Annotated in this window: 27 protein-coding genes; 17 read left to right on the forward strand and 10 right to left on the reverse strand. The window is 69.5% G+C overall.

Features of this window, described 5'->3' with window-relative positions; genetic code table 11:
- Nucleotides 1–21: 21 nt before the first annotated feature.
- A complete protein-coding gene (locus ACFC14_RS04850) occupies nucleotides 22–894 on the reverse strand; it encodes an aldo/keto reductase (protein ID WP_376107111.1) in 873 nt (290 codons plus the stop codon).
- Nucleotides 895–1,011: 117 nt separating this feature from the next.
- Between ACFC14_RS04850 and ACFC14_RS04855 the strand changes: the two genes are divergently transcribed.
- Nucleotides 1,012–1,935 carry a helix-turn-helix transcriptional regulator gene (locus ACFC14_RS04855; RefSeq protein WP_376101458.1) on the forward strand — a complete coding sequence of 308 codons (924 nt, stop codon included), beginning with the start codon at nucleotides 1,012–1,014 and terminating at the stop codon, nucleotides 1,933–1,935.
- A gap of 64 nt (nucleotides 1,936–1,999) precedes the next feature.
- Nucleotides 2,000–2,365, forward strand: coding sequence for a helix-turn-helix domain-containing protein (locus tag ACFC14_RS04860; RefSeq protein ID WP_376101459.1), 366 nt, complete (start codon nucleotides 2,000–2,002; stop codon nucleotides 2,363–2,365).
- 172 nt (nucleotides 2,366–2,537) lie between these two features.
- Here the strand turns inward: ACFC14_RS04860 and ACFC14_RS04865 are convergent, their stop codons facing one another.
- From ACFC14_RS04865 to ACFC14_RS04875, 3 genes are all read right to left on the reverse strand, one after another.
- Entirely contained in the window at nucleotides 2,538–3,131 is a 594-nt protein-coding gene (locus ACFC14_RS04865) for a ClpP family protease (protein WP_376101460.1), read from the reverse strand.
- A complete protein-coding gene (locus ACFC14_RS04870; RefSeq protein WP_376101461.1) occupies nucleotides 3,128–3,745 on the reverse strand; it encodes a ClpP family protease in 618 nt (205 codons plus the stop codon). The genes ACFC14_RS04865 and ACFC14_RS04870 overlap by 4 nt, the downstream gene beginning before the upstream one ends.
- A gap of 119 nt (nucleotides 3,746–3,864) precedes the next feature.
- Entirely contained in the window at nucleotides 3,865–5,292 is a 1,428-nt protein-coding gene (locus tag ACFC14_RS04875; RefSeq protein ID WP_376101462.1) for a hypothetical protein, read from the reverse strand.
- Nucleotides 5,293–5,507: 215 nt separating this feature from the next.
- Here ACFC14_RS04875 and ACFC14_RS04880 point away from each other — a divergent pair, with 215 nt between their 5' ends.
- Nucleotides 5,508–5,981: an acyl-CoA thioesterase gene (locus ACFC14_RS04880; protein ID WP_136041891.1), complete on the forward strand. Its 474-nt coding sequence runs from the start codon at nucleotides 5,508–5,510 to the stop codon at nucleotides 5,979–5,981.
- A gap of 33 nt (nucleotides 5,982–6,014) precedes the next feature.
- On the opposite strand, the gene ACFC14_RS04885 is transcribed toward ACFC14_RS04880, so the two are convergent.
- The gene (locus ACFC14_RS04885) at nucleotides 6,015–7,268 is read right to left on the reverse strand and encodes a trans-sulfuration enzyme family protein (RefSeq protein ID WP_376101463.1); all 1,254 of its coding nucleotides are present in this window, start codon (nucleotides 7,266–7,268) and stop codon (nucleotides 6,015–6,017) included.
- A gap of 112 nt (nucleotides 7,269–7,380) precedes the next feature.
- On the opposite strand from ACFC14_RS04885, the gene ACFC14_RS04890 reads away from it, so the two are divergent.
- Nucleotides 7,381–7,848: an Lrp/AsnC family transcriptional regulator gene (locus ACFC14_RS04890; RefSeq protein WP_376101464.1), complete on the forward strand. Its 468-nt coding sequence runs from the start codon at nucleotides 7,381–7,383 to the stop codon at nucleotides 7,846–7,848.
- A 274-nt stretch (nucleotides 7,849–8,122) separates the two neighbouring features.
- On the forward strand, nucleotides 8,123–9,832 hold the full coding sequence (locus tag ACFC14_RS04895; RefSeq protein ID WP_376101465.1) for an AMP-binding protein: 1,710 nt from the start codon (nucleotides 8,123–8,125) through the stop codon (nucleotides 9,830–9,832).
- Nucleotides 9,833–9,836: 4 nt separating this feature from the next.
- On the opposite strand, the gene ACFC14_RS04900 is transcribed toward ACFC14_RS04895, so the two are convergent.
- Nucleotides 9,837–10,238, reverse strand: a complete 402-nt coding sequence (locus ACFC14_RS04900; RefSeq protein ID WP_376101466.1) for a hypothetical protein — start codon at nucleotides 10,236–10,238, stop codon at nucleotides 9,837–9,839.
- Nucleotides 10,239–10,390: 152 nt separating this feature from the next.
- Nucleotides 10,391–11,863: an MATE family efflux transporter gene (locus ACFC14_RS04905; RefSeq protein ID WP_376101467.1), complete on the reverse strand. Its 1,473-nt coding sequence runs from the start codon at nucleotides 11,861–11,863 to the stop codon at nucleotides 10,391–10,393.
- Between the two features lie 155 nt (nucleotides 11,864–12,018).
- On the opposite strand from ACFC14_RS04905, the gene cycA reads away from it, so the two are divergent.
- A complete protein-coding gene (cycA, locus tag ACFC14_RS04910) occupies nucleotides 12,019–13,494 on the forward strand; it encodes a D-serine/D-alanine/glycine transporter (protein ID WP_376101468.1) in 1,476 nt (491 codons plus the stop codon).
- A gap of 24 nt (nucleotides 13,495–13,518) precedes the next feature.
- On the opposite strand, the gene ACFC14_RS04915 is transcribed toward cycA, so the two are convergent.
- The gene (locus ACFC14_RS04915) at nucleotides 13,519–13,959 is read right to left on the reverse strand and encodes a DUF2871 domain-containing protein (RefSeq protein WP_376101469.1); all 441 of its coding nucleotides are present in this window, start codon (nucleotides 13,957–13,959) and stop codon (nucleotides 13,519–13,521) included.
- Nucleotides 13,960–14,113: 154 nt separating this feature from the next.
- Between ACFC14_RS04915 and ACFC14_RS04920 the strand changes: the two genes are divergently transcribed.
- A complete protein-coding gene (locus ACFC14_RS04920) occupies nucleotides 14,114–14,758 on the forward strand; it encodes a GNAT family N-acetyltransferase (protein ID WP_376101470.1) in 645 nt (214 codons plus the stop codon).
- 117 nt (nucleotides 14,759–14,875) lie between these two features.
- On the opposite strand, the gene ACFC14_RS04925 is transcribed toward ACFC14_RS04920, so the two are convergent.
- Nucleotides 14,876–15,499: a response regulator gene (locus ACFC14_RS04925; RefSeq protein WP_376101471.1), complete on the reverse strand. Its 624-nt coding sequence runs from the start codon at nucleotides 15,497–15,499 to the stop codon at nucleotides 14,876–14,878.
- Nucleotides 15,496–16,776 (reverse strand): sensor histidine kinase, encoded by a 1,281-nt coding sequence (locus ACFC14_RS04930; protein ID WP_376101472.1) that lies wholly within the window; start codon nucleotides 16,774–16,776, stop codon nucleotides 15,496–15,498. The genes ACFC14_RS04925 and ACFC14_RS04930 overlap by 4 nt, the downstream gene beginning before the upstream one ends.
- A 175-nt stretch (nucleotides 16,777–16,951) precedes the next feature.
- Between ACFC14_RS04930 and ACFC14_RS04935 the strand changes: the two genes are divergently transcribed.
- The 10 genes from ACFC14_RS04935 to ACFC14_RS04980 all read left to right on the forward strand — a co-directional run bounded on the left by ACFC14_RS04935 (nucleotide 16,952) and on the right by ACFC14_RS04980 (nucleotide 26,699).
- Nucleotides 16,952–17,938 (forward strand): aldo/keto reductase, encoded by a 987-nt coding sequence (locus ACFC14_RS04935; RefSeq protein ID WP_376101473.1) that lies wholly within the window; start codon nucleotides 16,952–16,954, stop codon nucleotides 17,936–17,938.
- Between the two features lie 30 nt (nucleotides 17,939–17,968).
- A complete protein-coding gene (locus ACFC14_RS04940; protein ID WP_376101474.1) occupies nucleotides 17,969–18,622 on the forward strand; it encodes an IMPACT family protein in 654 nt (217 codons plus the stop codon).
- 81 nt (nucleotides 18,623–18,703) lie between these two features.
- Nucleotides 18,704–19,624 (forward strand): J domain-containing protein, encoded by a 921-nt coding sequence (locus ACFC14_RS04945; RefSeq protein WP_376101476.1) that lies wholly within the window; start codon nucleotides 18,704–18,706, stop codon nucleotides 19,622–19,624.
- 307 nt (nucleotides 19,625–19,931) lie between these two features.
- Complete coding sequence (locus ACFC14_RS04950; protein ID WP_376101478.1) at nucleotides 19,932–20,936, forward strand: LacI family DNA-binding transcriptional regulator; 1,005 nt, start codon at nucleotides 19,932–19,934, stop codon at nucleotides 20,934–20,936.
- Between the two features lie 37 nt (nucleotides 20,937–20,973).
- Nucleotides 20,974–22,245 (forward strand): extracellular solute-binding protein, encoded by a 1,272-nt coding sequence (locus ACFC14_RS04955; protein ID WP_136041877.1) that lies wholly within the window; start codon nucleotides 20,974–20,976, stop codon nucleotides 22,243–22,245.
- 4 nt (nucleotides 22,246–22,249) lie between these two features.
- Nucleotides 22,250–23,146, forward strand: coding sequence for a carbohydrate ABC transporter permease (locus ACFC14_RS04960; RefSeq protein WP_376101481.1), 897 nt, complete (start codon nucleotides 22,250–22,252; stop codon nucleotides 23,144–23,146).
- Nucleotides 23,143–23,985, forward strand: coding sequence for a carbohydrate ABC transporter permease (locus ACFC14_RS04965; protein ID WP_376101483.1), 843 nt, complete (start codon nucleotides 23,143–23,145; stop codon nucleotides 23,983–23,985). Before ACFC14_RS04960 ends, ACFC14_RS04965 begins: the two co-directional genes overlap by 4 nt.
- Before the next feature lie 28 nt (nucleotides 23,986–24,013).
- Nucleotides 24,014–24,985, forward strand: coding sequence for a glycoside hydrolase family 130 protein (locus ACFC14_RS04970; protein WP_376101485.1), 972 nt, complete (start codon nucleotides 24,014–24,016; stop codon nucleotides 24,983–24,985).
- A 47-nt stretch (nucleotides 24,986–25,032) separates the two neighbouring features.
- Nucleotides 25,033–25,689: a histidine phosphatase family protein gene (locus ACFC14_RS04975; RefSeq protein ID WP_376101487.1), complete on the forward strand. Its 657-nt coding sequence runs from the start codon at nucleotides 25,033–25,035 to the stop codon at nucleotides 25,687–25,689.
- 44 nt (nucleotides 25,690–25,733) lie between these two features.
- On the forward strand, nucleotides 25,734–26,699 hold the full coding sequence (locus ACFC14_RS04980) for a squalene cyclase (RefSeq protein WP_376101488.1): 966 nt from the start codon (nucleotides 25,734–25,736) through the stop codon (nucleotides 26,697–26,699).
- The last annotated feature ends 6 nt before the right edge of the window (nucleotides 26,700–26,705 follow it).

Raw genomic sequence — 26,705 nt, forward strand, 5'->3', positions numbered from 1 at the left:
CCCGGAGCGACCGCATCCGGATCATGCCTCCGGGATCGCGCGACCGAAGGTCTCGAGGGTGACGTCCTCGGGCTCCGGGCCGCGACGCTCGCCCGTGTCGAGCTCGTCGATCGAAGACAGCTCCGCCGCCGTGAGCTCGAAGTCGAAGACGTCGAAGTTCTCGGCGATGCGTGCCGGACGCACCGACTTCGGCAGGGCCGAGCGGCCCTGCTGCAGGTGCCAGCGGAGCATCACCTGGGCGGGCGACTTGCCGTGCGCGGCGGCGATCGCCTGGAGGGTCTCGTCGTCGAAGACGGAGGCTCCGGTGGGGCGGTACGCGGTGATCCCGCCGATCGGCGACCACGCCTGGGTGACCGTGCCGGCCGCGGCATCCGCCTCCTGCACGGCGCGCTGCGAGAAATAGGGATGCACCTCGATCTGGTTGATCGCCGGCACGATGCTCGTCTGCTCGGCAAGACGCGCAAGGTGGTCGACCATGAAGTTGCTGACCCCGATCGCGCGGACCCGGCCGTCGGCGAGCAGCGCCTCGAGCGCCTTGTATGCCCCGATGGTCAGGTCGAACCGGGTCGGCAGCGCCTGGTGGAGGATCAGCAGGTCGAGCTGGTCGACGCCGAGCTTTCCGGTCGACTTCTCGAACGCGTGCAGCGTCTCGTCGTATCCGTAGTCGCTGATCCAGACTTTGGTCTCGATGAACACATCTTCGCGCGGGATACCGGAGCGACGGATCGCCTCCCCCACCTCGCGCTCGTTGCCGTACGCCGCGGCGGTGTCGATGAGCCGGTAGCCGGTCTCGAGCGCGGTGGCGACGGCATCCACCGTCTCCTCGGGGGCTGCCTGGAAGACGCCGAAGCCGAGAGCCGGCATGGTGACGCCGTTGTTGAGGGTGAGATTCATGGTCATGCCTCCAGTGTGCGCCGCCGTCGAGATCGGAGGGAGGGCCTGGCATACCCCCTCTCTGCCCGGTACCGCCAGTACCTCCCTCGTCCGAGCCGGAGGGCGTAGCGTCGGAGCATGGACACCCGCAGCGAGGTGCGCGAATTCCTCTCGACGAGGCGCGCCCGCATCACCCCCGACCAGGCGGGCCTGCCCGTATTCGGCGGCAACCGCCGCGTTCCGGGACTACGCCGCGAAGAGGTCTCGCTGCTCGCGGGCGTCAGCGTCGACTACTACACGCGCCTCGAACGCGGCGACCTGTCCGGGGCTTCCGACAGCGTGCTCGACGCCCTCGCCAGGGCGCTGCAGCTCGACGAAGCCGAGACGGCTCACCTGTTCGACCTCGCCCGCGCCGCGAACGCCTCGCCGATCGTGCGGACTCCGCGGAAGAAGTCCGGTGAGCTGCGCGCCAGCATCCTCCGTCTGCTCGATGCGATGACCGAGGCCCCGGCGGTCGTGCGCAACAACTACTTCGACTACCTGGCCGCCAATGCGCTGGGCCGTGCTCTCTACGCTCCGGTGTTCGCGCAGCCGAAGCCGAACAGCGCACGCTTCGCCTTCCTCGACCCGGCCGCGCAGGACTTCTACCCCGAGTGGGATCGCAACACCCGGGAGCTGGTCGCGGCGATGCGGGGCGAGGCGGGACGCGACCCGTTCGACCGGAAGCTGACCGACCTCGTCGGCGAGCTCTCGACGAGGAGCGAGCGGTTCCGCACGCTGTGGGCCGCCCACGATGTGCGCTTCCATCGGACGGGCGTGAAACGCATCGCGCATCCGGTGGTCGGCGAGATCGAGTTGACGTACGAGGCGTTCGCGCTGCCGGCAGACCCCGGGCTGCACCTGTCGACGTACACGGCCGAGCCGGGGACGCCTTCGGCCGACAAACTCCGGATGCTCGCCAGTTGGGCGGCGACCGAGGCGGCAGCATCCGAAGCGGTGGCACCCGACGCCGCTTCGGAACGCACCGCTTCCGAACGCACCGCCGGCCGCGCCGACGCCTGAGCGCACGGTTCTGCTCTGAGCAGAACCGCTCGAACCCGCCGGATGCCGCGGTTTATCGTGAGGCATGGCCGACCTGATCTCGTTCCCGCGCACCCCTCGCACCGATCGCCCGAAGCCGAACGGTCCCGAGCCGCTGTGGCGTCAACTGCTGGGCGACCAGCTGCGTCGCCGTCGGCACGACCGCGAGGAGACCCTCACCGAGACCGCGGAGAAGGCTGGCGTCTCGCCGCAGTACCTCTCCGAGGTCGAGCGAGGCCTGAAGGAGCCCTCGAGCGAGATGATCGCTGCGATCGCCGGGGCACTCGACACGAGCCTGATCGAGCTCACGAGCGCCGTGGCTGATGACCTGCGCGCGGCCGCGGAGCCGGCATCCGCTGCGGTCTCGGTCTCGGTGTCGGTCTCGCGCGGCGCGTTCGCCCTCGCCGCCTGACCCGTACCCCGTCCGCTCCGCCCTCCCGCCGTTCGTTCCGCCGTCCGTTCGGCCACCCGTCGGGAGAATTCACGGATGTCGGGAGACACGCCGTCGATCCATCCGACATCCGTGCATCCTCCCGACATCCGCCCCCGACATCCGCCCCCGACGTCCGCGGGAAGCGTCCGACTCACACCGCCCGCGGGCCGAGCACCGTGTCGATCAGCCCGTAGTCCAGCGCCGCGGATGCCGTGAACACCCGGTCGCGGTCGGTGTCGGCGCGAAGCTCTGCGACCGTGCGTCCGCTGTGCCTGGCGAGGATCTCCTCCATGTCGGAACGCACCCGCACCACCTCGTCGGCTGCGAGGATCAGGTCGGGGATCGCGCCGCGCGACTGTCCGGCCGGCTGATGCAGCACGATGCGGGCGTGGGCCAGAGCGGCACGCTGCCCCGATCCTCCGGCGGCGACGAGCAGCGCGGCCGGGCCGATCGCCTGCCCGACGCACGTCGTCGCGATGGCGGGACGGATGTGCTGCATCGTGTCGTAGATCGCCAGCGCCGCCCCCGGATCGCCGCCCTCGCTGTTGATGTAGAACTGGATGCCGCTCTCCGGGCTGTCCGCGTCGAGGTGCAGCAGCTGCGCGATGAGGGCGTTCGCGACCCCCGCATCGATGCCCGTGCCGAGGTAGATGACGCGCTCGGCGAGCAGGTGGGAGTAGACGTCCATGATGCGCTCGCCCCGCGGATGCTGCGCGATGACGTTCGGGATCGAGTACGTGCTCATGCGTTCACCCCCAGTCCGACGCGCGCGCGTTGTCGCGGCATCACCTCGGCGATCGAGGCCACGATCCCATCGATGAACCCGTACTCCTGCGCCTGGGCCGCGGTGTACCAGCGGTCGTGCAGCGAGTCCTCGAAGATGCGGTCGAGGGGCTGCCCGGTGTCTGCCGAGATGAGACCCAGCACCGTGTCGCGCATGTGCCGCAGGTCGTCGGCCTGCGTCTCGATCTCGCCCGCGGAACCGCCGATGCCGGCCGAACCCTGATGCATGAGGATGCGCGCGTGCGGAAGCGCCCGCCTCTTGCCCGGGGTCCCGGCGGAGAGCAGGAACTGCCCCGCGCTGCACGCAAGTCCGAGGGCGAGGGTGGCGACGTCGTTGGGGATCAGCCGCATGATGTCGCGGATGGCCAGCATCGACGGCACCGAGCCGCCGGGCGAGTGGATCCAGAGGGCGATGTCGGCGACGGGGTCCTCGGCCGACAGCGCGAGCAGCTGCGTCATGAGCAGCGTGCCGTTGTCGTCGTCGAGCGCACCGTCGAGCACGAGCACCCGCTCGTGGAACAGCGCGCGCCGGGCCTCGGGGCCGAACTGCGGGATTGCGGGGTTGTCTTCGCTCATGTCCCCAGCATCCGTCGCCGCCGCACGCGATCGGCCGGATTCTGCCCTGAGCCGCTCTGCCCTGAGCGGATGCCGGTGGGAGGGCATCCGCCCCGGGCAGGGGTGGGGGTGGGGTGTGGTCAGGCGGCGAGGGCGAGGGAGCGGCGATGGCTGACGCGATGACCGACCCAGAAGCCGATCGCGATCAGGCCGGCGAGCGCGATACCGAGGATCCAGGGCAGCATCGACGGGGCGGCTCCGGCCGTGGCGGTCGCGAGCGTGCCCGATCCTTCCGCGATCAGGCCGTTGCCGTCGGCCAGGTCGGCGGCGCCGGCTTCAAGCTTGTCGCCGCCGGCCGCGAGGTCTCCCGAGCCCTGCGCCACGGCATCGGCTCCGGTCGCCAGCTTTCCGATGCCCTCGTCGAGGTCGCCGGCACCGGACTGGAGGGTGCCGACCCCCGTGGCGAGCGTGGTCGCGCCGTCGTTCAGCCGGGTCGCACCGGCGCTGAGGTTCGAGGTGCCGGCGTACAGCGAGGAGGCTCCGGAGGACAGCGTCTGCAGTCCCGTGGCCAGCTTGGCCGCACCGGCCGAGAGCTGCGCGGTGCCGGACTTCAGGGTCTGCGCGCCGGCGGCGAGGGCGGGGGCCGCTGCGGGGTCGACGAGGGCGACGGTTCCGGGCCATCCCTTCGACGGGTCGCCGTTCACGATCGCGCCCACTCCGGCCGTGACGCTCGTCGCACCGTCTGCGGCGCCGATGAGCCCCTGCGCGAGGGCGGGGGCCGCATACGTCGGTGCCGCCATGGCGTCCACCTGCTGATCCACGCCGGCCGCGAGGCGCGCGAGCGCCTTCAGCTGCGCGTTGTCCTGGTCGGCCGCCGACATCGCGGCGAGAGCGTCGGCGAGCTGTTGGGAGTTGCCCGGCGCGGAAGCTGCGAGGCCTTCGAGGGCAGTCTTCGTGTCGGGGTGGGCGAGGGTCTGCACCGAGGGGGTCACGCCCGCCGTCAACGCGTCCCTCAGTTTGGTCGCACCGTCGAGCACGGCGTTCGTGTACCGATGAGCACCGTCGACCCCGGCCGCGAGATTCGCTGCTCCCGTCGCGACGGTCTGCGCTCCGGCATCCGCCTTCACGAGCTTCGACGCGAGCTCCTGCGCTCCGGCGAGTGCGGTCTGGGCTCCCCCGCTGATCCTGCCCGCGCCGTCTACGGCCGAGGCGGCACCTGCGGCGAGACTTCCGGCGCCCTCCGCGAGGGTGGTCGCGCCGGCTGCCGCCTTCGTCGCACCGTCGCTCACCTTCTGCGATCCGTCCTTCACGCTGGCCGCACCGGATGCGAGGTCGTCGCTGCCCTCGGCGAGTCGGTCGGCGCCGTCCGAGAGATCGGTGGCGCCGGCGGCGAGTTCGGCCGAACCGCCCTTCGCCGAGGTCGTGCCGTCGGCCAGTTCGGAGGCGCCGGCGGCGATCTTGTTCGTCACCACGAAGAACAGGATCACCATCGCGGCCAGCAGCAGGCTGAGCACGATCACGGCGATGCGCATGCCGTTGCCGTGCGCGTGGGGTTTCGTACTCGTCATCGAGGACTCCCGGGGGTCAGTGGCGTCGTTGCCACGGGTGACTGTATGGGCGCGCCGGTACACGACCCGCGGATTTGCCGCTCGAAACCAAGTCTCAGCGATGCTGGCACTCAGTTTCTTGTGGCGAGTCCACAAACGGAGCCTGTGGCGGTCCGTCGTCGCCCCGAAAACGCCTCGTAACATCGCGGACTCACCCCCGGCCTACTCTCATGCCCATGGCGAAGCAGAAGGCACCGGCCTGGCAGTGGTCGGAAGACGGACTCAACTTCCGCACCCGCAAGTGGGTGCGGCCCGAGGATCTCAACGCGAACGGCTCCCTCTTCGGTGGGAGCCTGCTGAAGTGGATCGATGAGGAGGCGGCGATCTACGCGATCGTGCAGCTGGGCAACTACCGCGCGGTCACCAAGCACATCTCGGAGATCAACTTCGAGGCATCGGCGGTGCAGGGCGACCTGATCGAGATCGGCCTGCAGGCCACGCACTTCGGCACGACGTCGCTGACGATGCGCGCGGTCGCCCGCAACATGATCACGCGCAAGCGCATCCTCACGATCGAGAAGATCGTGTTCGTCAGCCTCGATGAGGACGGAGTGCCGACCCCGCACGGCTACCGCGAGATCACCTACGACCGTGACCGGATGCCGACCGAGCACAGCACGACCGGGACGATCCGACTCCCCTCGCTCTGACTGCCGCGACCGCGAACCGCCCGAACCACCCCGCTATGTGCGAACGGCCCCCCTGCGCGCGTCACTCATGGGGGTGGCTCGGACGGAGAGGGGTGGCTCGGCGGACGAAGACGCCGCGACTGCCGCGAACGCCTGAGCGAGGTCGGCGATCAGGTCGTCGACGTCCTCGAGGCCGATCGACAGACGCAGCACATCGGCGGACGGGCGGGCTTCGGGCGGCACCGGGCGGTGGGTGAGCGCGGCCGGATGCTGGATCAGCGAGTCCACTCCGCCGAGCGAGACGGCGTGCGTGAACAGGCGCGTCGCGGTCGTGACGGCGGATGCCGCGGCGAACCCGCCCCGCATCCGCATCGCGATCATCGCGCCCGTGCCGCGCATCTGTCGCTCGAGGATGCCTCGCGGGTCTCCGTCGAGACCCGGATAGAAGACCTCGGCGACCTCGGGACGGTCGATCAGCCACTGCACCACCCGCCGCGCACTCTCCTGCTGGTGCCGCACACGCACCGGCAGGGTCGTGAGACCGCGGTGGAGCAGGTACGCCCCGAGCGGATGCAGGAGCCCCCCGGTCACCGCCCGCACGCGGCGCAGCGCCTCCGCGGTCTCTTCGCTGCAGGCGACGACTCCGGCGATCACATCGCCGTGGCCGCCGAGGTATTTGGTCGCGCTGTGCAGTGACATCGCGGCGCCCAGGTCGATCGGGTTCTGCAGGATCGGGGTCGCGAACGTGTTGTCGACCACGACCGGCACCGGACCTGCCTGGCGCACCACTTCGGCGATGTCGGCGATGTCGAGCGTGGGGTTCGCGGGGGTCTCGACGACCACGAGCCCGGTGTCGGACCGCATGGACGCGGCCACCTCGTCGGGGTGGCAGTACGTCGTCTCGACGCCGAGCAGTCCGGAACCGAGCAGGTGGTCGGTGCCGCCGTAGAGCGGACGCACCGCGACGACGTGGCGAGCACCCGTCGCCCCCGTGTGCGCGAGGATCACCGCCGTCATCGCGGCCATGCCCGAAGCGAAGGCCACCGCGGCCTCGGCGTGCTCGAGCTCGGCGAGCGCCTCTTCGAAGCGGGCGACCGTCGGGTTCCACAGCCGCGCGTAGACCATGCTGCCGTCGGCGGGCGGGCGGCCACCGGTGGCCATCGCCTCGTAGGAGTCTCCGCCGCGTTCGATGTCGGGGAGCGGGTTGGTGGTCGACAGGTCGATCGGCAACGCGTGGACCCCGAGACCCTCGAGATCGGAACGCCCGCTGTGGACGGCGACGGTGTCGGGATGCAGCGGTGCAGTCATGCCTCCACGTTGCCGGATTCACGGCATCGGCGCAGGAACTCGACAGAACATGCAATTGATTCGGCATCCAACGCTATTCTGTGCAGCATCCGGCATCCGAAAGGGGAGCACATTGGCGAAAGCACAACTCGACGAGACGGATCTCGAGCTGCTCGCGATCCTCAGTCATGACGCCGAGACGACGAACAAGGCCCTGGCGCATCGCCTCGGCCTCGCCGAGTCGACGTGCGCGCACCGTGTGCGGGCGCTGCGCGAGCGCGGCGTGATCCGCGACACCCGCATCCGCATCGACGGGGCGGCTCTCGGCTTCCCCCTGCAGGCGATCATCAAGGTGCGCCTCGCCAACCACACCGGCGCAAAGGTGACTGCGCTGTTCGATGCGCTCGCCGACATCCCCCGGGTGCTGCAGGTCTTCCACGTCGCCGGCGTCGACGACTTCCTGGTGCACGTGGCCGTGCAGGATGCGACGGCGCTGCGTGACATCGTGCTCGAGCACATCACGGTGCACCCGGTCGTGCGCGGCACCGAGACCCAGCTCGTGTTCGAGCTGCGCGATGGCCCCGGCGTGCTCCCCCGCTGACCCCGGACCTGCCTCGCCTGCGTTCCGGTCGCACCCTTCCTCCGTGCCACCGCCTTCGTTCCGGTCGCACCCTTCCTCCGTGCCACCGCCTTCGTTCCGGTCGCACTTTCTGTCGCCCTGCGCGCGCGAAGGCGGCATGAACTGCGACCGGAACGGGCGAAGCTCGACACACGAGGCGGCAGGACTGCGACCGGAACGGGCGAAGCGCGACCGGAACCAGCGAAGCGCAACGGACTGTGCGCGAAGATGGAACGCACGCCAGCAAGGGAGCACCATGAGCCGCAGCGCTACCGCCGCCACGCACACCATCCGCGAGATGCGCGACTTCCTCTTCGCGAACGCCACCGACTATGCCGCGGCCCGCGCCGGGTTCGCCTGGCCGGAGGCTCCGGAGTTCAACTTCGCACTCGAGTGGTTCGACGTCATCGCCGGCGAGAACCCCGATCGTCCCGCGGTGCAGATCGTCGAAGCCGACCTGAGCCTGCGCACCTGGACGTACGGCGAACTCTCGACGCGCTCCGATCAGGTCGCGGCCTGGCTCACCAGCCTCGGCATCCGCCGCGGCGACCACGTGATCGTGATGCTCAACAACACGATCGAGCTGTGGGAGGTGATGCTCGCGATCACCAAGATCGGCGCCGTATCCATCCCGACCTCGACGCTGCTCTCCGCCTCCGATCTCGCATACCGCGTCGAACACGGTCGCGCCGGCGCGGTGGTCACCCTCGGCCCTCTCGCCGACCGTCTTGCCGACATCGACCCCGGCATCCTCCGCATCGGCGTGGGTGACGGCATCCCGACGGAGTGGGCGCGCTTCGCCGACTCGGCCACCGCACCGACCGTCTTCGAGCCCGACGGTCCGACCCCCGCATCCGACACCGCGCTGCTCTACTTCACCTCGGGCACCACGAACCGGCCGAAGCTGGTGCAGCATACGCACGTCTCGTACCCGGTCGGGCACCTGTCGACCATGTGGTGGCTCGGGGTGCGGCCCGACGACGTGCACCTCAACATCTCATCCCCCGGCTGGGCGAAGCACGCCTGGTCGAGCTTCTACTCGCCGTTCCTGGCCGAGGCGACCGTGTTCGTCTACAACTACGACCGGTTCGACGCGAACACTCTGATGCAGGTGATGGACACGCATCACGTCTCGACCTTCTGCGCGCCGCCGACGGTCTGGCGGATGCTGATCCAGGCCGACCTCGCCCGCCTCACGCACCCGCCGCGCGAACTGGTCGGCGCGGGCGAGCCGCTGAATCCCGAGGTCATCGACCGGGTGCGCGAGGCCTGGGGCGGCACGATCCGCGACGGCTTCGGGCAGACCGAGATGACGGCGTGCATCGGCAACTCCCCCGGTCAGACCGTCAAGGTCGGCTCGATGGGACGCCCGCTGCCCGGCTACCCCGTCGTGCTGCTGGATCCGGTCACCGGAGTGGTCGTCGAGAGCGAGGGGGAGATCGCCCTCGACCTGTCACAGCCGCCGCTCGGACTCATGGCCGGCTACTACGACGACCCCGAGAAGACCGCGGAATCCCGCGCGGGCGGCTTCCACCACACCGGCGACATCGCGGTGCGCGACGACGACGGCTACCTGACATACATCGGTCGCTCGGACGACGTGTTCAAGGCTTCCGACTACAAGATCTCCCCGTTCGAACTCGAGTCGGTGCTGCTCGAGCACGACCTGGTGATCGAGGCGGCCGTGATCCCGAGCCCCGACCCGACGCGTCTGGCCGTGCCGAAGGCGTACGTGTGCCTGACCCCGGATGCCGCCTCGAGCGCGGAGGATGCTGCCCGCGCGATCTTCACCTACGCGCACGACCGCCTGTCGGCGCACCTGTGGGTGCGGATCATCGAGTTCGTGCCGGAGCTGCCGAAGACGATCTCCGGGAAGATCCGCCGCGTCGAGCTGCGCGCGCGCGAGGCGGCGCGGGTCGAATCCGGCGATGAGACCGGACAGCACCGCGACCGCGACTACCGCTGAGCGCTCAGGGCACGACCGGTATCGACGCCGTCGCGGCGGACTTCGTCGCGAGCGACGGCTTCGACACAGCGGCCGGCTTGGCTGTGGAGGCCACCCGTGGCAGTGTGCCGACGGCGAGATCGTCGGTCCGCCCGACTCCGGCCGCGCTCATGATGGCCCGCACGACGCCGCCGATCACGAGCATCCCCACGAGTGAGGCGCACGCCAGTATCAGCGGCAGCCACTGCTGTGCGAACGACGCGGTGAAACTCATCAGCGCGCCCACGATCCACACGCCGACCGCGCCCCCCACGAGCCCCCCGGACCCGCGGATCACGGCCACCGCGGCGACGATCGCGCAGGCGCCGGCGATCGCCGCGCCCACGTACCCGATCGGCACCATCACCTCGGCCAAATCGTTGGCCACTCTCATTGTCGTCATGACGACCCCCCGGTCCAGCGGAAACTCCGCTACCTCGACACTAGAAGTGTGTCGTGGAAAGGCCATCCGTCTCAAGTCCCATCCGCATCATCCTGCAGACGGAGATCTCGCGGCGTGGAATCGGGTGTGGCGAGGGGTCAGCGGCGGCTCGGCCACCGCAGGCGACGGGCGCGGAGCACGCGCACCGGCTGGGTGACGACGGCATCCACCACCATCGAGCCGTCGGTCGGGCCGACGATCGCGATGGCCGAGGTCTCGGTGGCCTCGGCCGGTGCGACCGGAAGCCGGCCGAGCTCGCGGTGCGCACGCACATAGGCCGGGACCAGCAGCACGATCGCGCCGATCCAGGCGAGTGGGTTGCTCAGCGCGACGCCGTCGAACCCGATCCACGCGCCCAGTACGATCGCCGCGCCCACGCGCATCACCAGCTCGATCACGCCGGTCACCGTAGGCACGAGAGTGTGGCCGAGCCCCTGCAGCGCACCGCGCAGCACGAACAGCATGCCGAGCGCCCAGTAGCCGCAGCCGTTGATGATGAGCATCCGGTGGGCCATGTCGACCACGTCGTCCGAACCGGCGCCGATGAACAGACGCACCATGGGCGCCCCGAACGCGATCAGCAGGCCGCCGAGCACCACACCGGCGCCCACTGCCATCCAGGTGGCCTCGACGACCCCGCGACGGATGCGATCGGGGCGGCGGCCGCCGTGGTTCTGTGCGGCATACATCGAGACCGCGAGGCCCAGCGATGACAGCAGCGCGACGGCGAGGCTGTCGACCCGGGAACCGGTCGTGTAGGCGGCGACCGCATCGGCGCCGAGGGTGTTCAGCGCCACCTGCACCGTGAGCGTGCCGATCGCGATGATCGACGCCTGGAAGCCCATCGGCAGGCCGAGGCGCAGGTGCTCGGAGATGTCGTCGCGACGGATCCTCCAGTCGGCGCGACGCAGGTGCAGCATCGGCAGGCGGCGGCGCACGAACTCGAGACACAAGGCGACCGACACGGCCTGGGCGACGACCGTCGCAAGCGCGGCTCCGCCCACCCCCCACTCGAGAGGGCCGACCATCAGCACGACGAGCCCGACGTTCAGCGCGCACGAGACGGTGAGGAACACCAGCGGCGTCTTGGAGTCGCCGATCGCGCGGATGATCGCGGACAGGTAGTTGAAGAACATCGTCGCGCTGGCACCGAGGAAGCTGATCTGCGTGAAGATCGTGGCCTCGGCCATCAGCTCGGGTGGCGTCTGCAGCAGGGTGAGGATCGGGCCGGCGAGGAGAGGAGCGGCGACCGTCAGGATCACGCTCGTGATGGCGCTGAGGAGCACTCCCGTGGCCACCGAGCGGCGCACGGCCGCGTCGTCCCGCGCCCCGAAGGCCTGGGCGATGGGGATCGCGAATCCACTCGTCAGACCCCAGGCGAACCCGAGCAGCAGAAACAACAGGCTGCCGGTCGCGCCCACCGCCGCGAGGGAGGTGACGCCGAGGTGCCGTCCGACGACGATCGCATCGGCGAACTGGTACAGCTGCTGCACCACGTTGCCGAGGAGCAGCGGGATGGAGAAGGCGAGGATGACGCGCCACGGGCGGCCCGTGGTGAGGGAGGTGGCCATGAAGAAGCGGCTCGCAGAACTGAGGGGATGGATCGGGGCCGAACCAGACTATCGAATCGATTCGGCGAAGTGGTATCCCGGATCTCGATTCTGTCGCTCGGGATGGTGAAAGGTACCGTCGGAGCGACACCGTCGACGCAGACCGGAGGACGAGAGTGACGAAGCAGTATTCGGGGGGAACCGGAAGCCAGAGCGATACGGGAGCCGCCGGGGAGGAGGAGCACCTGCGGCGAGCGCTGAGCAACCGCCACATCCAGCTGCTCGCGATCGGCGGAGCGATCGGGACCGGCCTGTTCATGGGGAGCGGCAAGACGATCTCGGTGGCAGGACCGTCGGTGATCTTCGTCTACATGATCATCGGCTTCATGTTGTTCTTCGTCATGCGGGCGATGGGCGAGCTGCTGCTGTCGAACCTGAAGTACAAGTCGTTCAGCGACTTCGCGAGCGATCTGCTCGGGCCGTGGGCGGGATTCTTCACCGGATGGACCTACTGGTTCTGCTGGGTGGTCACCGGCGTCGCCGACGTGATCGCGATCGCCGGATACACGGATGCCCTCATCCCCGGCATCCCGCTGTGGATCCCGGGCGTCCTCGTGATCGTCATCCTCCTCGCGCTGAATCTGCCGACCGTCGCCGCGTTTGGCGAGATGGAGTTCTGGTTCGCCCTGATCAAGATCGTCGCGATCGTGGCGCTCATCATCACCGGACTCGTGATGATCTTCACCGGTTTCCAGCACGACGCGGGGACCGCCAGCTTCTCGAACCTGTGGGACCACGGCGGCATGTTCCCGCACGGCTTCATGGGCTTCGTCGCCGGGTTCCAGATCGCGGTGTTCGCATTCGTCGGCGTCGAGCTGGTCGGCACCGCGGCCGCCGAGACCAAGGATCCGAAGCGCAACCTGCCGAAGGCGATCAACGCCATCCCGATCCGCATCCTGCTCTTCTACGTGGGCGCACTGATCGTGCTGATGGCGGTGACCCCGTGGACCGAGTACGTCGCCGGGGAGAGCCCGTTCATCGCGATGTTCGCCCTCGCCGGGCTCGGCATCGCGGCGACGGTCGTGAACCTGGTCGTGCTCACCTCGGCCATGTCGAGCGCCAACTCCGGCATCTACTCGACCTCGCGCATGGTGTTCGGCCTCGCGCAGGACGGCGACGCCCCGCGACTGTTCGGCCGGCTCTCCCGCCGTCGCGTGCCCCAGAACGCCCTGTTCCTCTCGTGCATCCTGCTGCTGTCCGGCGTGGTGCTGCTGTACGCGGGCAAGGACATCGGCACCGCCTTCGACATGGTGACCACGGTCTCGGCGCTGTGCTTCATGTTCGTGTGGACGATCTTCCTCTGCAGCTACCTCGTGTACCGGCGCACCCGCAAGGACAAGGTCGCGGCATCCACCTTCCGGATGCCGGGCGGGGTCTTCATGGTCTACGTGGTGCTCGCGTTCTTCGTGTTCATCCTGTGGGCACTGACGACGCAGCCCGACACGCTGACCGCGCTGCTGGTGACGCCGATCTGGTTCGTGCTGCTGTTCGTGGCATGGCTGTTCGTGCGGAAGTCGCCGAACCACCTCTCACGCCATGCGGCGCACATCGCGCACCTCCGGGACGACTCGGTCGAGGCGGACACGGACTGAGCTCGGGCGGTCGCTGCCCACAGGTCAGGCCGCGACGGCGGCGGGTGCGGTGGGTGCGGCGGCGAACAGGCGCTTGCGCAGCGCCAGGAACAGCAGCACCATACCGGCGCTGAGCAGGATGTGCCCCATGCCGGCGATACCCGCGATCATGCTCGACGACTCCAGGCCGAGCACGGTCAGGCAGCCGTGCCAGATCATCATGGCCGACGTCAGCACGAGGCCCGCGTTGTACAGCCAGAAGAACCAGCCGAACAGGCGGCTCTCGGAGAGCGCGAACGCCTTCTCCAGCAGCAGGACGATCAGCAGCACGACGAAGCCCAGCACGAGCAGGTGCGTGTGCACGAGCCCCAGCTGCGTCGGCTCCCCCTCGGGGAAGTCGTTGATCTTGGTGAACTCCCGGTAGAAGAGTCCGGAGGCGACGCCCACGATCATGTAGGCGAACGCGGCGGAGAAGAGGCGGCGCATCGGGTTCCTTTCGGTCTGACTCCAGCCTCGGCGCAGCGGCCGATTCCGGGGATCCATCGAACGGTTGAGAAGCGAAAGCTCGATCTGACCGCCAGGCGCACAGAATCGACGTAACGGTGCGTGGCGAGTCTGCGGGCCGCCCTAGGATCACTCCATGGATCTGCGGAACATCTGGCCACTGTTCGAGCTCGAGATCGAGACACCACGACTGATGCTTCGACCGGTTCGCGACGAAGACCTCCCCGGTTTGGTGCAGGCGGCGCTGGACGGCGTGCACCCCCCGGGGCCGACGCCCTTCGGCGCCCCGTGGACCGATGCCTCCGCCGATCAGCTACCAGCCAATCTCGCGCAGTTCCAATGGGGTCTTCGCAATCGGGTCTCACCGCAGAACTGGATAGTCGCATTCGCCGTCCATCACGAAGGGCGCGTCATCGGTGCACAAGATCTCGGAGCGTACGGGTTCCCTGATCGGCGCACGGTGAACACGGGTTCATGGCTCACTCAGGCCGCTCAAGGGCGTGGCCTCGGGACCGAGATGCGTGCCGGCCTGCTCTCTTTCGCGTTCGAAACCCTCGGCGCCGAATGGGCGGAGTCCAGCGCGGCAGGCTGGAACACGGCCTCGCTTCGCATCTCGGAGAAACTCGGGTATCAGCCCAATGGGATCACGCGCGTCTCGCCCCGCACCGGCGAGCCGGTCGATGAGCAACGTGTCCGGCTGAACCGAGCGGACTTCGTCAAGCCCGACTGGTCGATCGCGGTTCGAGGCGAAGCCGCTGCGCTGAGACAGCTCGGCATCTGAAGGACCGCCGTGGGGACACTCCACTCGCCGGCGCGGTGTTGCCCCCGGTGCTCGATGGCAACGTAATGCGCGACCTCATCGCCTGCATGCGTCGGTCCCGGGGCTGAGGACTCCCGCTCAGAGGAGCCCGGAGTCGCGGGCGATCGCGATGGCGCGGGCGCGACTGTCGGCGCCGAGCTTCTCGAACACGTGCACGAGGTGCGTCTTCACGGTCGCCTCTGTCACGAACAGGGTCTTCGCGATCTCGCGGTTCGATGCGCCCGTGTCGAGCAGCCGGAGCACGTCGAGCTCCCGGTCTGTGAGCCGCACCCGCGGCGCGCGCATGACCTGCACGACCCGCTCGCTGAGCTCGGGAGTGAGCACGAGTCCGCCGGACGCTGCCTGCCGGATCGCGCGCACGATGTCGTCGGGCGCCACGTCTTTGAGCAGGTAGCCGGCCGCTCCCGCCTCGATCGCGCCGAGGATCTCGGCGTCGCGGTCGAACGTCGTCAGGATCAGCACCGCGGGGGCCGGATGCTGCGCGCGCAGCGCCGCCGTCGTCTGCACGCCGTCCATACCCTCGCCGAGCCGCAGGTCGCAGAGCACCACGTCGGGGTGCAGGTGCCGCGCGAGGGCGACGGCCTCTTCGCCGGATGCCGCCTCGCCGACCACCTCGACGTCACCGCGACGATCGAACAGCGAACGCACTCCGGCGCGGACGATGGGATGGTCGTCGACGAGCAGCACACGCACCGCGGTCATCCCTCCCCTCCGCTCCGTCGCGCCTGCACCGTGCCGCCGAACGGGACGTGCGCCGAGAGCGCGGTGCCGTCGCCCGGGGCGCTCTCGACGTCGAGTCCGCCGCCGAGTTCCCGCAGCCGCGCTCGCATCGAGCGCAGCCCGTAGCCGCCGCCCTGCCCGGCCACCCCACCCTGAGCATCCCACCGCGTCGCGTCGAACCCGATGCCGTCGTCGACGATGTCGAGTCGCACCGCATCCCCGGCATCGGCCAGGGTCACCACCACGCGCGACGCGGATGCGTGCGAGCGGACGTTCGCGAGCGCCGACTGCGCCGTCCGCAGCAGTGCCACCTCGACGTCGAGGCCGAGCGACGGCAGGTCATCGTCGGCGTGCAGGGTCGTCGCGATCCCGGTCTCGTCGGCCAGGCGCTCCAGCATCCGGGCGAGGGCGTCGCCGAGAGCCGTGGATTCGAGCTCCGCCGGCATCAGCGCGTTCACGATGCGTCGCGCATCGGCCATCCCCTCCGCGGCAAGCGCCCCGATCTGCTCGAGGGCGCGGGTGCGCTGCGCCGGATCGTCCGCCTCCAGGGCCGAGCGCGCCAGCATCCCGATCGACGACACACTCTGGGCGACCGTGTCGTGGATGTCGCGCGAGACCCGGGTGCGCTCCTCACTCGCCCCGGACTCGCGCTGAGTGCGGGCGAGCTCATCCTGCAGGGCCGCCATCTCCTCCTGCGTCGCCACGAGCGAGGCGATCAGCCGACGACGCTCGCGCCCGTCGCGCACGAGCTCGAGATACCCACGGGAGATCCCGAGGGCGAAGACGCCGCCCACCAGAGGTCCGATCACGTTCGCGTAGCTCGTCGTGCCGGTGTGGAGCAGCGGGGCGGTCACGACGACCGCGAGGATCGCGACACTCAGCAGCAGCGCCCATCGCAGCCGCATCACGAATCCGGCGAGCAGCCAGAGCGGGAATGCCAGCCATACGAACTCCGGCGAGACGACGACCGCTCCGAGCCAGATGAGCGTCAGCCCGAGCAACCACCAGGTGGCCAGACGGCGGTCGGAAATGCGATCGCTGAGCAGCAGTCCGCCGCCGTACCAACCGAGGAAGACGAGAGAGAGCGCGAGGACCCATGGGAGCGGCACACCGTCGGCGGCCGCACGCCACGCGCCGATCGCGAGCAGCACCACCGTGATGACGGCCTGGCCGATACGGATGGATCCGACCAGGCTCGCCCACGTGCGCGGGGTGCCGCGGACCGGCGACGCGGTGGACGGCGACTCGGCGGGCGGCATGCTGACATTCTTCCCCCGACGGGCCGCGCGCGCCTCCATCGTTCGATCGATCCGAGTGGCCAGGGAGGCTCCCGCGAACGGGGTTCCGTCAGGCCCTCCCCCGCTGCGGCCGCCGCGCGTAGCGTCGATTCCACGGCCGCAGATCGGATTCGCGGCCACGACGAAGGGACAGCTCATGCACACACGCACTCTCGGACAGGGACTCCAGGTCTCGGCGATCGGACTCGGCTGCATGGGGATGTCGCAGAGCTACGGTCCGAACCCCGGCAGCCGCGACGACATGATCGCGGTGCTGCGCTCGGCGGTCGACCACGGTGTCGACTTCTTCGACACCGCCGAGGTGTACGGCCCGTACGTGAACGAGGAACTCGTCGGCGAGGCGCTCGAGCCGATCCGCGACGAGGTCGTCATCGCGACCAAGTTCGGGTGGGACATCGAAGACGGCAAGAGCGTCGGGCTGAACAGCCGCCCCGAGCAGATCCGCCGGGTGGCCGAGGCGTCGCTGCGGAGTCTGCGCACCGACGTGATCGACCTCTTCTACCAGCACCGCGTCGACCCCGACGTGCCGATCGAAGACGTCGCCGGCACCGTGGGCGAGCTGATCGCCGAGGGCAAGGTGCGCCACTTCGGGCTCTCCGAGGCCTCGGCAGCGACCATCCGCCGCGCTCACGCCGTGCACCCGGTCACGGCGCTCCAGAGCGAATACTCGCTGTGGACCCGCGAGCCCGAGGCAGAGATCCTTCCGGTGCTCGCCGAGCTCGGCATCGGATTCGTGCCCTTCAGCCCGCTCGGCAAGGGGTTCCTGACCGGCACGGTCGACACCGCGGCAGACTTCGCGGCCGGCGACATCCGCGCCACCATCCCGCGCTTCACGGCCGAGAACCGGGCGGCGAACCAGGCGCTCGTGGCACACATCGCCGAGCTGGCCGCAGCGAAGGAGGCCACCCCCGGTCAGATCGCTCTCGCCTGGCTGCTCGCGCAGCAGCCGTGGATCGTGCCCATCCCCGGCACCCGGCGCACCGCGCGCATCGCCGAGAACGCGGGCAGCACCGCCGTCGCCCTCTCGGCCGACGAGGTCGCCGATCTGTCGGCACTCGCCACGCGGATCGGCGTGGCAGGCGACCGCTACAACCCGCAGCAGATGGCCTTCGTCGACCGTTGAGCCACCGGCGGCCTCGGTATCGTGAGGCGGGTGACCTCCGCCCGCAGCTACCCCGCGACCATCGCGGCCGCTGTCGAGCACGAGACGGTCATCCGCAAGTCGCGCTTCCTCACGCGCATCGAACCCGTCTGGTCGGTCGAGCAGGCCGAGGCCGTGATCGCCGGCATCCGCAAGCGGGCCTGGGATGCGAACCACAACTGCACCGCGATGGTCACCGGACTGCTCGGCGACCAGGCACGGTCGTCGGATGACGGCGAGCCCTCCGGCACCGCCGGCATCCCGATGCTCGAGGTGCTGCGACGCCGAGAGCTGACCGACGTGGTCGCGGTCGTTACCCGGTACTTCGGCGGCGTGAAGCTCGGGGCGGGCGGTCTCGTTCGCGCGTACTCCTCGGCGGTGTCGGAGGCTCTCGACCTGGCCGCGCTCGTGCGTCGCGCGGCGCTCCGGCAGGTGACGCTCGAGGTTCCGCATGCGGATGCCGGGCGCTATGACAACCTGCTGCGCGACTGGGCGTCGCATCACGGCGCGACGCTGGGCGAGCCGACGTACGCGGCGACCGCCACGCTCGAGCTGTGGGCGCCCGAGGACGAGCTCGCTCGCCTCACCGCCGACCTGGCCGCGGCATCCGCCGGTTCGGTCGTCCCCGTCCCGGGGGTCGAGCGCATCGTCGACGTCCCTGACTGACACCAGCGCCTTCGAACCGGGATCGGCGAAACCACAAGGATCGGCGGATATCCTGGATGCCGCGGTCGCGGAGGGAGAGCGATGTTCGACAGTCCGCTCTCGGCTTCGGCCTACGAGATCCTCGAGGTCGACCCCGGCGTCGACGACGTCGAGCTGCGCCGCGCCTACCGTCTGCGTCTGCGCCAGACCCACCCGGACACCGGTGGCGACGCGGCGATCTTCATCCAGGTGCAGCGCGCCTGGGAACTGGTCGGCACCGCGGAGGGCCGTGCCGCCTACGACCGCCGGACGGGTGTGACCCACGAGGCCGGCACGGAGTGGAGCGGATGGCGGCCACCGCCGACCCGCACCGACACCCGCCCCCGTGCCCGGTCGTACGGCCACCCCGGCGGTTGGCGGCGCGAGCGCTATCTCGACCTCATCCGCGAATGGGCCGGCCGCGGTGTCGAGGTCCCCGACCCCTACGACCCCGCACTCGTGCGCTCGGCGCCCCGGGATCTGCGCCGGCTCCTCGCCGATGCCTTGGCGGAAGAGGCAACGGCACGCACGGTCTCCGACCTCGGCATGGGTTACACGGTGTGGCACGACGTCGTCGCCGGAGCCGATGCCGACGACAAGCTCGACCACGTGGTGCTCGGCCCCTCGGGCCTGTACGGCGTGATGTCGGAGGACTTCGGCGGAGTCGTCGGCTTCCGCCGCGGTGAGATCACGGGCCCGAGCCTCGGCACCCGCGCGCCCGTCACCGCCGCGCTCGGCCGCATGCGCACGGTCGCCAAGGCCGCCCGCGTCAAGTTCGGCGGAGCGATCATCGTGCTGCCCGACGACGACCTCTCGCAGGCGGTCACGCCGCTCGGCACGACCCGGGGCGTTCCGGTCGTGGTAGTGCGACGCAGCGCGCTGGCGATGGTGCTGCGTCAGGGCGTTCCGCAGGCACGGGCGATCGGCGGTAACGAGCTGTTCGACGTGCGCACCCGGCTGCAGCAGACCGTCCGCTTCGTCTGACCCGGCCCCGACGGCCGGCCCCGGCCCGGTCAGCCCCGACCCGGCCCGGCCCGGCCCGACCCGGCCCCGGCCCGGTCAGCCCCGACCCGGCCCCGACGATCCGCGGAGTCCCGGACGATTCACCGAGAGATCCGGAGGGATGCCTCGGCGAATCGTCACCACCTCGGCGAATCGTCCGCCGCCGGGACTGTCGACCCACCGGTCCGGCGCCGACATCCGTTGACAGCCATCATCAAACCGGTTTACACTCATCAAACCGGTTCACCGATGAACATCTCGGTGCGTCCAGGTCCACGAGGAGGTGGCTATGAGCCGCACGACCATCGCTGATGTCGCCCGCGAGGCCGGCGTGACCAAGGCCACCGTCTCCCACGCACTCAGCGGCAATCGCCCGATCTCCGAGGAGACCAGGACGAAGGTGCTCGCCGCCGCCGAGAAGCTCAACTGGGTGCCGAGTCAGAGCGCACGCGCCCTCGCCACCCGACGCGCCAACGCCATCGCCGTTGTGCTGGCCCGCGACCCCGAGGTCATCGCGAACGACTCCTTCTTCCCGGCTTTCATCGCCGGCGTCGAGTCCGTGCTCGCCACGACCGAGACGGCGCTCCTGCTCCAGGTCGTGCCCGACCGCGCCGCTGAGGAGCGGGCCTACCGCACCCTCACCCACGGCCGCGCCGACGGTGCCCTGCTGCTCGATCTGCGCACCGACGACTGGCGCGTGCCGTTCCTCGACGACCTGGGCCTGCCTACGGTGCTGGTGGGCGCCTACGACCGGCCGACCCGGTTCTCGTGCGTCCGCACCGACGACGCCGCGCCGGTGCGCGAGATCATCGCCCGGCTCCGCGCCGACGGCCACGAGCGCATCGCCCACGTCTCCGGGCCGCTCGACTACGTGCACTCGAAGGCGCGCGCAGAGGCGTTCGTCGAGGCGATCGGCGACGACGAGCTGCTCCGCGAGGGCGACTTCACCGCGGCGAGCGGACGCACCCGCACGGCCGAGCTCCTCGCCCTGCCCGACCGCCCGACCGCGATCCTCTACTCGAACGACACCATGGCCATCGCCGGCCTGTCCTACGCGCGATCGCAGGGTCTCGCGATCCCGCGCGACCTCGCGATCTCCGGGTTCGACGACGACCACCTGTCCGCCCATCTCTCCCCCGCGCTGACCAGCGTCTCGTCGGATCCGGCCGCGCGAGGTCGCGCCGCAGCCCGACTGCTGCAGGCCGACATCCTCGGGGCGGAGCCGCGCACCGAGATCGTCGACTGCAACGTCGTGCACTTCCGCGAGAGCACCGCGTCACCCGCAACCGCATAACCCGCCAGTCATCACCCACCGTGTCGAGGAGGACACCATGAACAAGAAGATCAGTGCTGTCGCACTCATCGGCGCCGTCGCGCTCATCGCCACCGGATGCTCCGGCGGAGGAGGTGGCGGAGGGGAGGGCGAAGCTTCCGGCACCGGGCCCATCGACGTCTGGCTCTCGAACAACGAGCAGGAGGTCGCCTGGGGCAAGGCCGTCGTGGACGCCTGGAACAAGGAGCACCCCGACGAGAAGGTGAACGCCCAGGAGATCCCCGCCGGCTCGTCGTCGGAAGAGGCGATCACCGCCGCGATCACCGCCGGCACCGCGCCCTGCCTGGTGTACAACGTGGCACCGGCTGCGGTCTCCGGCTGGGTCAAGCAGGGTGGCCTCGTCGACCTCAGCAGCATCGAGGGGGGCAGCGACTACATCACCGAGCGCGGCGGCGACGTCGACGCGTATGCGACCGACGACAGCTTCTACCAGCTGCCCTGGAAGTCGAACCCGGTCATGGTCATGTACAACAAGGCGCTGTTCGAGGCGGCGGGCATCGACCCGGAGAACCCGCAGATGAACACGTACGACGCCTTCCTGGAGGGATCGCGCGCGATCGTCGACTCCGGCGTGCAGAGCGCCATCTGGCCCGCACCGACCAGCGAGTTCTATCAGCCGTGGTTCGACTTCTACCCGCTGTATCTCGCGGAGACCGACGGAACGATGCTGGTCGAGGACGGCAAGTCCACGTTCGATTCGGATGCCGGACGCACCGTGTCCGAGTTCTGGAAGACGTTCTACGACGAGAAGCTCTCTCCGAACGAGGCCTCCACCGACGACGCGATGTCGGCCGGCACCACCGCGATGCAGCTCGCCGGCCCGTGGGCGATCCCGTCGTACGCCGAGACGGTCGACGTCGGCTTCATGCCGGTGCCGACCAGCGACGGCCGGGAGAACCCGACCACCTTCGCCGACTCCAAGAGCGTGTCGATGTTCACGGCGTGCGAGAACCAGGGCACGGCGTGGGAGTTCCTGAAGTTCTCGACGAGCGAGGAGAGCGACGGACAGCTTCTCGAGGCCACCGGGCAGATGCCGATGCGTACGGATCTCACCGACACCTACGGCGACTACTTCGACGCGAACCCCAACTACGTCGCGTTCGCCGAACAGGCCGAGAAGACGGCCGACGTGCCCAGCATCCCGAACTCGGTCGAGGCGTGGCAGGCCTTCCGCGACGAATACTCGTCCGCCGTGATCTTCGACAAGGAGTCGATCGACGACTTCCTCGGCAACGCCGCGTCGAAGATCGATGACCTCGTCGCCGAGTGACGTCATGACCGACCGAAAGCGGTTGCGCACCCGATGGCTGGGTGCGCAACCCATCGGCGGCCTGTTCGCGCTGCCGTACTTCGTGTTCGTGCTCGCGATCTTCGCGTATCCGCTCGCGTTCGCGGTCTACATCGCCTTCCACGACTACTTCTTCACGGCACCGGGCACCGAGGTCGAGCGGCCGTTCGTCGGCTTCGACAACTTCGTCACGGTGCTCACCGACCCGCGGGTGCTCGGATCCTTCCGCAACACCCTGATCTTCCTGGTCATCAATGTGCCGCTCACGGCCGTGCTCGCACTTGTGCTCGCGGCGGCCCTGAACACCGGCATCCGGTGGGTCGCGGCCTACCGGGTCGCGTTCTACGTGCCGTACCTGACGGCGAGCGTCTCGCTCGTGGGCGTGTGGATGCTGCTGTTCTCGGGCAACGGCCTGATCAACACGATCCTCGGCCCGCTCGCGCCCGATCCCTCCTGGCTCGTGAACAGCGGGCTCGCGATGCCCATGATCGCGCTCTACGTGACCTGGAAGCAGCTCGGGTTCTACATCCTGCTGTACCTGGCCGCGCTGCAGAACGTGCCCAGGGAGCTGTACGAATCGGCCGAGACCGACGGCGCCGGGGTGCTCTCGCGGTTCCGTCACGTGACGATCCCCGGCGTGCGCAGCGCCACGACCCTGGTGCTGATCCTGTCGATCATCACCGGGGCCAACCTGTTCACCGAGCCCTACCTGCTCACCAACGGCGGCGGCCCTGACGGCGCATCGACCACGCCGGTGCTGCTCATCTACCAGCTGGGCATCCAGCAGCAGAACCCCGACACCGCAGCAGCCATCGGCATGATCCTCGTGGTCCTCGTCGGCATGCTGTCGCTGGCGGCCAACCGCGCGACCAGGGAGCGATGATGCGAAAGAAGCGTTCACTGCCCCGCATCCTGAGCATCATCCTGCTCACGATCGCGGCCATCGGTTTTGCCTTCCCGTTCTACTTCATGATCGTGGGGGCGTTTCAGGAGAGTCCGACGAACTCTCCGAGCGAGCTGTTCCCGACCGGCGGATGGACCGTCGACAACTTCGTCGCGATCGACTCGCGCATCGATCTGGTCGGCTCGCTGCTGAACTCGCTGATCTTCACGGCCGGCGTGCTGCTGGGCACGGTCGTGTTCGGCCTGCTCGCCGGCTATGCGATCGCCCGCCTCGACTTCCGCGGGCGGGGCGTGATCTGGGTGCTGATGCTGCTCGTGCAGATGGTGCCGTTCCAGCTGCTGATGATCCCGCTCTACGTGCAGATCACCCGAAGCTACGGCCTCGGCGACTCCTATCTGGGCATGATCCTGCCGTTCCTGATCAACACGACGGCGGTGTTCATCTTCGTGCAGTTCTTCAAGGCACTGCCCGTGGAGATCTTCGAGGCGGCGCGCATCGACGGCGCCGGCGAGATCCGCCTGCTGACGTCGGTCGCGATCCCGCTGATCAAGCCGGTGCTCGTGACTGTCGTGCTCGTCACCTTCATCGGGCCGTGGAACGAGTTCCTCTGGCCCTTCCTCATCACGAAGGATGCGAGCCTGCAGCCGCTGGCCGTCTCCCTCGCGAACTACATCTCCAACGTCGCGCAGTCCACGGCGAACCCGAACGGCGCGATCCTCGCGGGTGCCGCGGCGCTCGCATTCCCCGTCGTGATCCTGTTCATCGTCTTCCAGCGGTTCTTCCGCGCCACCGACCTCGGTGCAGCCGTCAAGGGCTGACCCCGCAACTCAGCCAGAAAGGGCATCCATGTTCACCGGAGCATCCTTCCCCCTCGGTCCATTCGTCCCGTTCGAGGGCAACCCGATCCTGCGTCCGCGCGGCGCCAGCTGGGAGTCGGCGAACCTCTACAACCCGGCGGCGCTCGTCGACGGCGACGAGGTGGTGCTGCTCTACCGGGCGCACGCCGACGACATCATCTCCCACATCGGCATCGCCCGTTCGAGCGACGGCGTGAACTTCACGCGCGAGGATGCGCCGATCCTCTCCCCTTCGGAGGACTACGAGACGTACGGCTGCGAAGACCCGCGCATCGCACTGATCGACGGCACCTACTACCTCACGTACACGGGCTGGGATCGACGGAGCGCTCAGCTGTGCCTGGCGACCTCGACCGACCTGCGCACGTGGACCAAGCACGGTCCGCTGTTCCACGACTTCGACACCTTCAAGACCATGGACCCGCGCGGGTTCAACTGGTCCAAGGCGGGAGTGATCGTGCCGCAGCGGATGCACGGCAAGTGGTGGATGTACTTCGGCGAGGGCGCGATCTACTGGGCGACCAGCGACGACCTGATCCACTGGACTCCGGGCACCGCCGACACCGAGCCGATGTACTCGCCCACGCCGGGCACCTGGGACGAAGCGCTGGTCGAGATCGGCACCTCACCCGTCGTGACCGACAACGGCCTGCTGCTGTTCCTCACGAACGGCGCCACCCGGGTCGTGCACGACGACGGCACGGTCGACGTCGACTACCGCTGCGGGCAGATCGCGATCGATCCGGATGAGCCGACCAAGGTCATCGCGCGGCTGCAGGAGCCCTGGCTGCGCCCACAGACGTTCGAGGACATGCACGGGCTCGTGTCGAACGTGACCTTCGTGGAGGGGCTCGTGAAGTTCCAGGACAAGTGGTTCGCGTACTACGGGCAGTCCGACACGACGCTGGCCGTGGCGATCCACGATCCCGCCGAGCCGTGGGGCCGGGCGCTGCGAACCTGACCGGAGCCCGTGGCGCGGAGGGGGCCGGCGGGGGTTACGGTGTCGTTGTGCCCGCACGCGAATCGACACTCGACCACCCGGCCCCCGAAGCACCGTCCGGAAAGCTCGTCCTCCTGCGCCACGGCGAGACCGAATGGTCCAGGGCCGGCAGACACACCGGGCTCACCGACATCCCCCTCACGGCGCGCGGGGAGGATCTGGCCCGCCGCGCCGGCGCCCTGGTGGCGGACTACGACTTCTCGCTCATCCTGACCTCCCCTCTCGTCCGGGCGCAGCGCACCGCGGAGCTCGCAGGTCTGCACGCCGAGATCGATCCCCTCCTCGTGGAGTGGGATTACGGCGGATACGAGGGCCGCACGACGAAGGACATCCGAGCGGAGCTCGGCTACGGCTGGAGCACGTTCACCCACGGCGTGATCAGCGGGCGCACCCCCGGGGAGACCGTGGAGGAGGTCGCCGCGCGGGCATCGCGGGTGCTCACGCGGGTCCTGCCGGCGATGGCCCAGGGCGACGTCGCGCTCGTGGCGCACGGCCACTTCCTGCGCATCCTGACGGCGGTGTACCTGCGGCTCGCTCCGCGGTTCGGCGCCCAGATCAGCTTGGATGCCGGATCGGTGTCGGTGCTCGGCTTCGCACGCGAGCAGCCCGCGATCCTGTCGTGGAACTATGGCCCGGAGCTGCCTTCGGCACCGGCCGAATCCTGATCGGACGGCTGTCGGTCCGCCTCGCCGAAGAGTAGCGTGCCCGCATGGCGATCTCGACGGAGACGATGGACTGGCTGCTCGACGGTGACCCCGCGCTGCGCTGGCAGGTGGAGCGCGACCTGCTGCACGAGCCCGAAGAGGTGTGGCAGGCGACGCGAGCCCGAGTGGCGACCGAGGGAATCGGCGCCGCTCTCCTCGCGCGACAGGATGACGACGGCCAGTGGGCAGGAGGCGCCTTCTTCCCTGCGGGCTTCTTCGGCAGCCCGGAGGCCGAGGAGCCGGGGCAGCCATGGACGGCCACGACCTGGTCGCTGAACGACCTGCGCGAGTGGGGCGTGGATGCCGATGTGCTCGGCGACACCGCAGAGCGCCTGGCGCGGAACAGCCGATGGGAGTACGACGACCTGCCGTACTGGGGCGGCGAGGTCGACGTGTGCATCAACGCCTACACGTTGGCGAACGGCGCGTGGCTGGGAGCCGACGTCGCAGCCCTCGCCCACTGGTTCCCGGCCCACCGCCTGGAGGACGGCGGGTGGAACTGCGAGGCGGAGGAGGGCGACTCGGTGCGGTCGTCCTTCCACTCCACGCTCAACGCCGTGCGCGGGATGCTCGCCTATGAGCGGCTCACCGGCGACACGTCGCTGCGCGAGGCGCGGCACTCGGGCGAGGAGTACCTGCTGCGGCGGCGGCTGCTGTACCGCGAGTCGACCGGCGAGCAGGTCGGTCCGTTCGTGGGGCGCTTCGTGTATCCGAGTCGTCACCGATACAGCGCGCTGACGGCCCTGGACCACTTCCGCGAGGTGTCGCTCGTCGAGGGCGTCGACCCCGACGACCGGATCGCGGATGCCGTCGAGCTGGTGCGGGCCGCGCGACGGGCGGACGACACGTGGGTGCAGAGCACTCCGCTCGCCGGTCGCACCTGGTTCCCCGTCGACGTCGGGGAGGGCCACCCCTCCCGCTGGCTCACGCTGATCGGCACCCGCGTGCTCGACTGGGCTGAAGGCGTCTGAGCCGCG

It is taken from the genome of Microbacterium sp. NPDC055988, assembly GCF_042269505.1.
Lineage (GTDB): Bacteria > Actinomycetota > Actinomycetes > Actinomycetales > Microbacteriaceae > Microbacterium.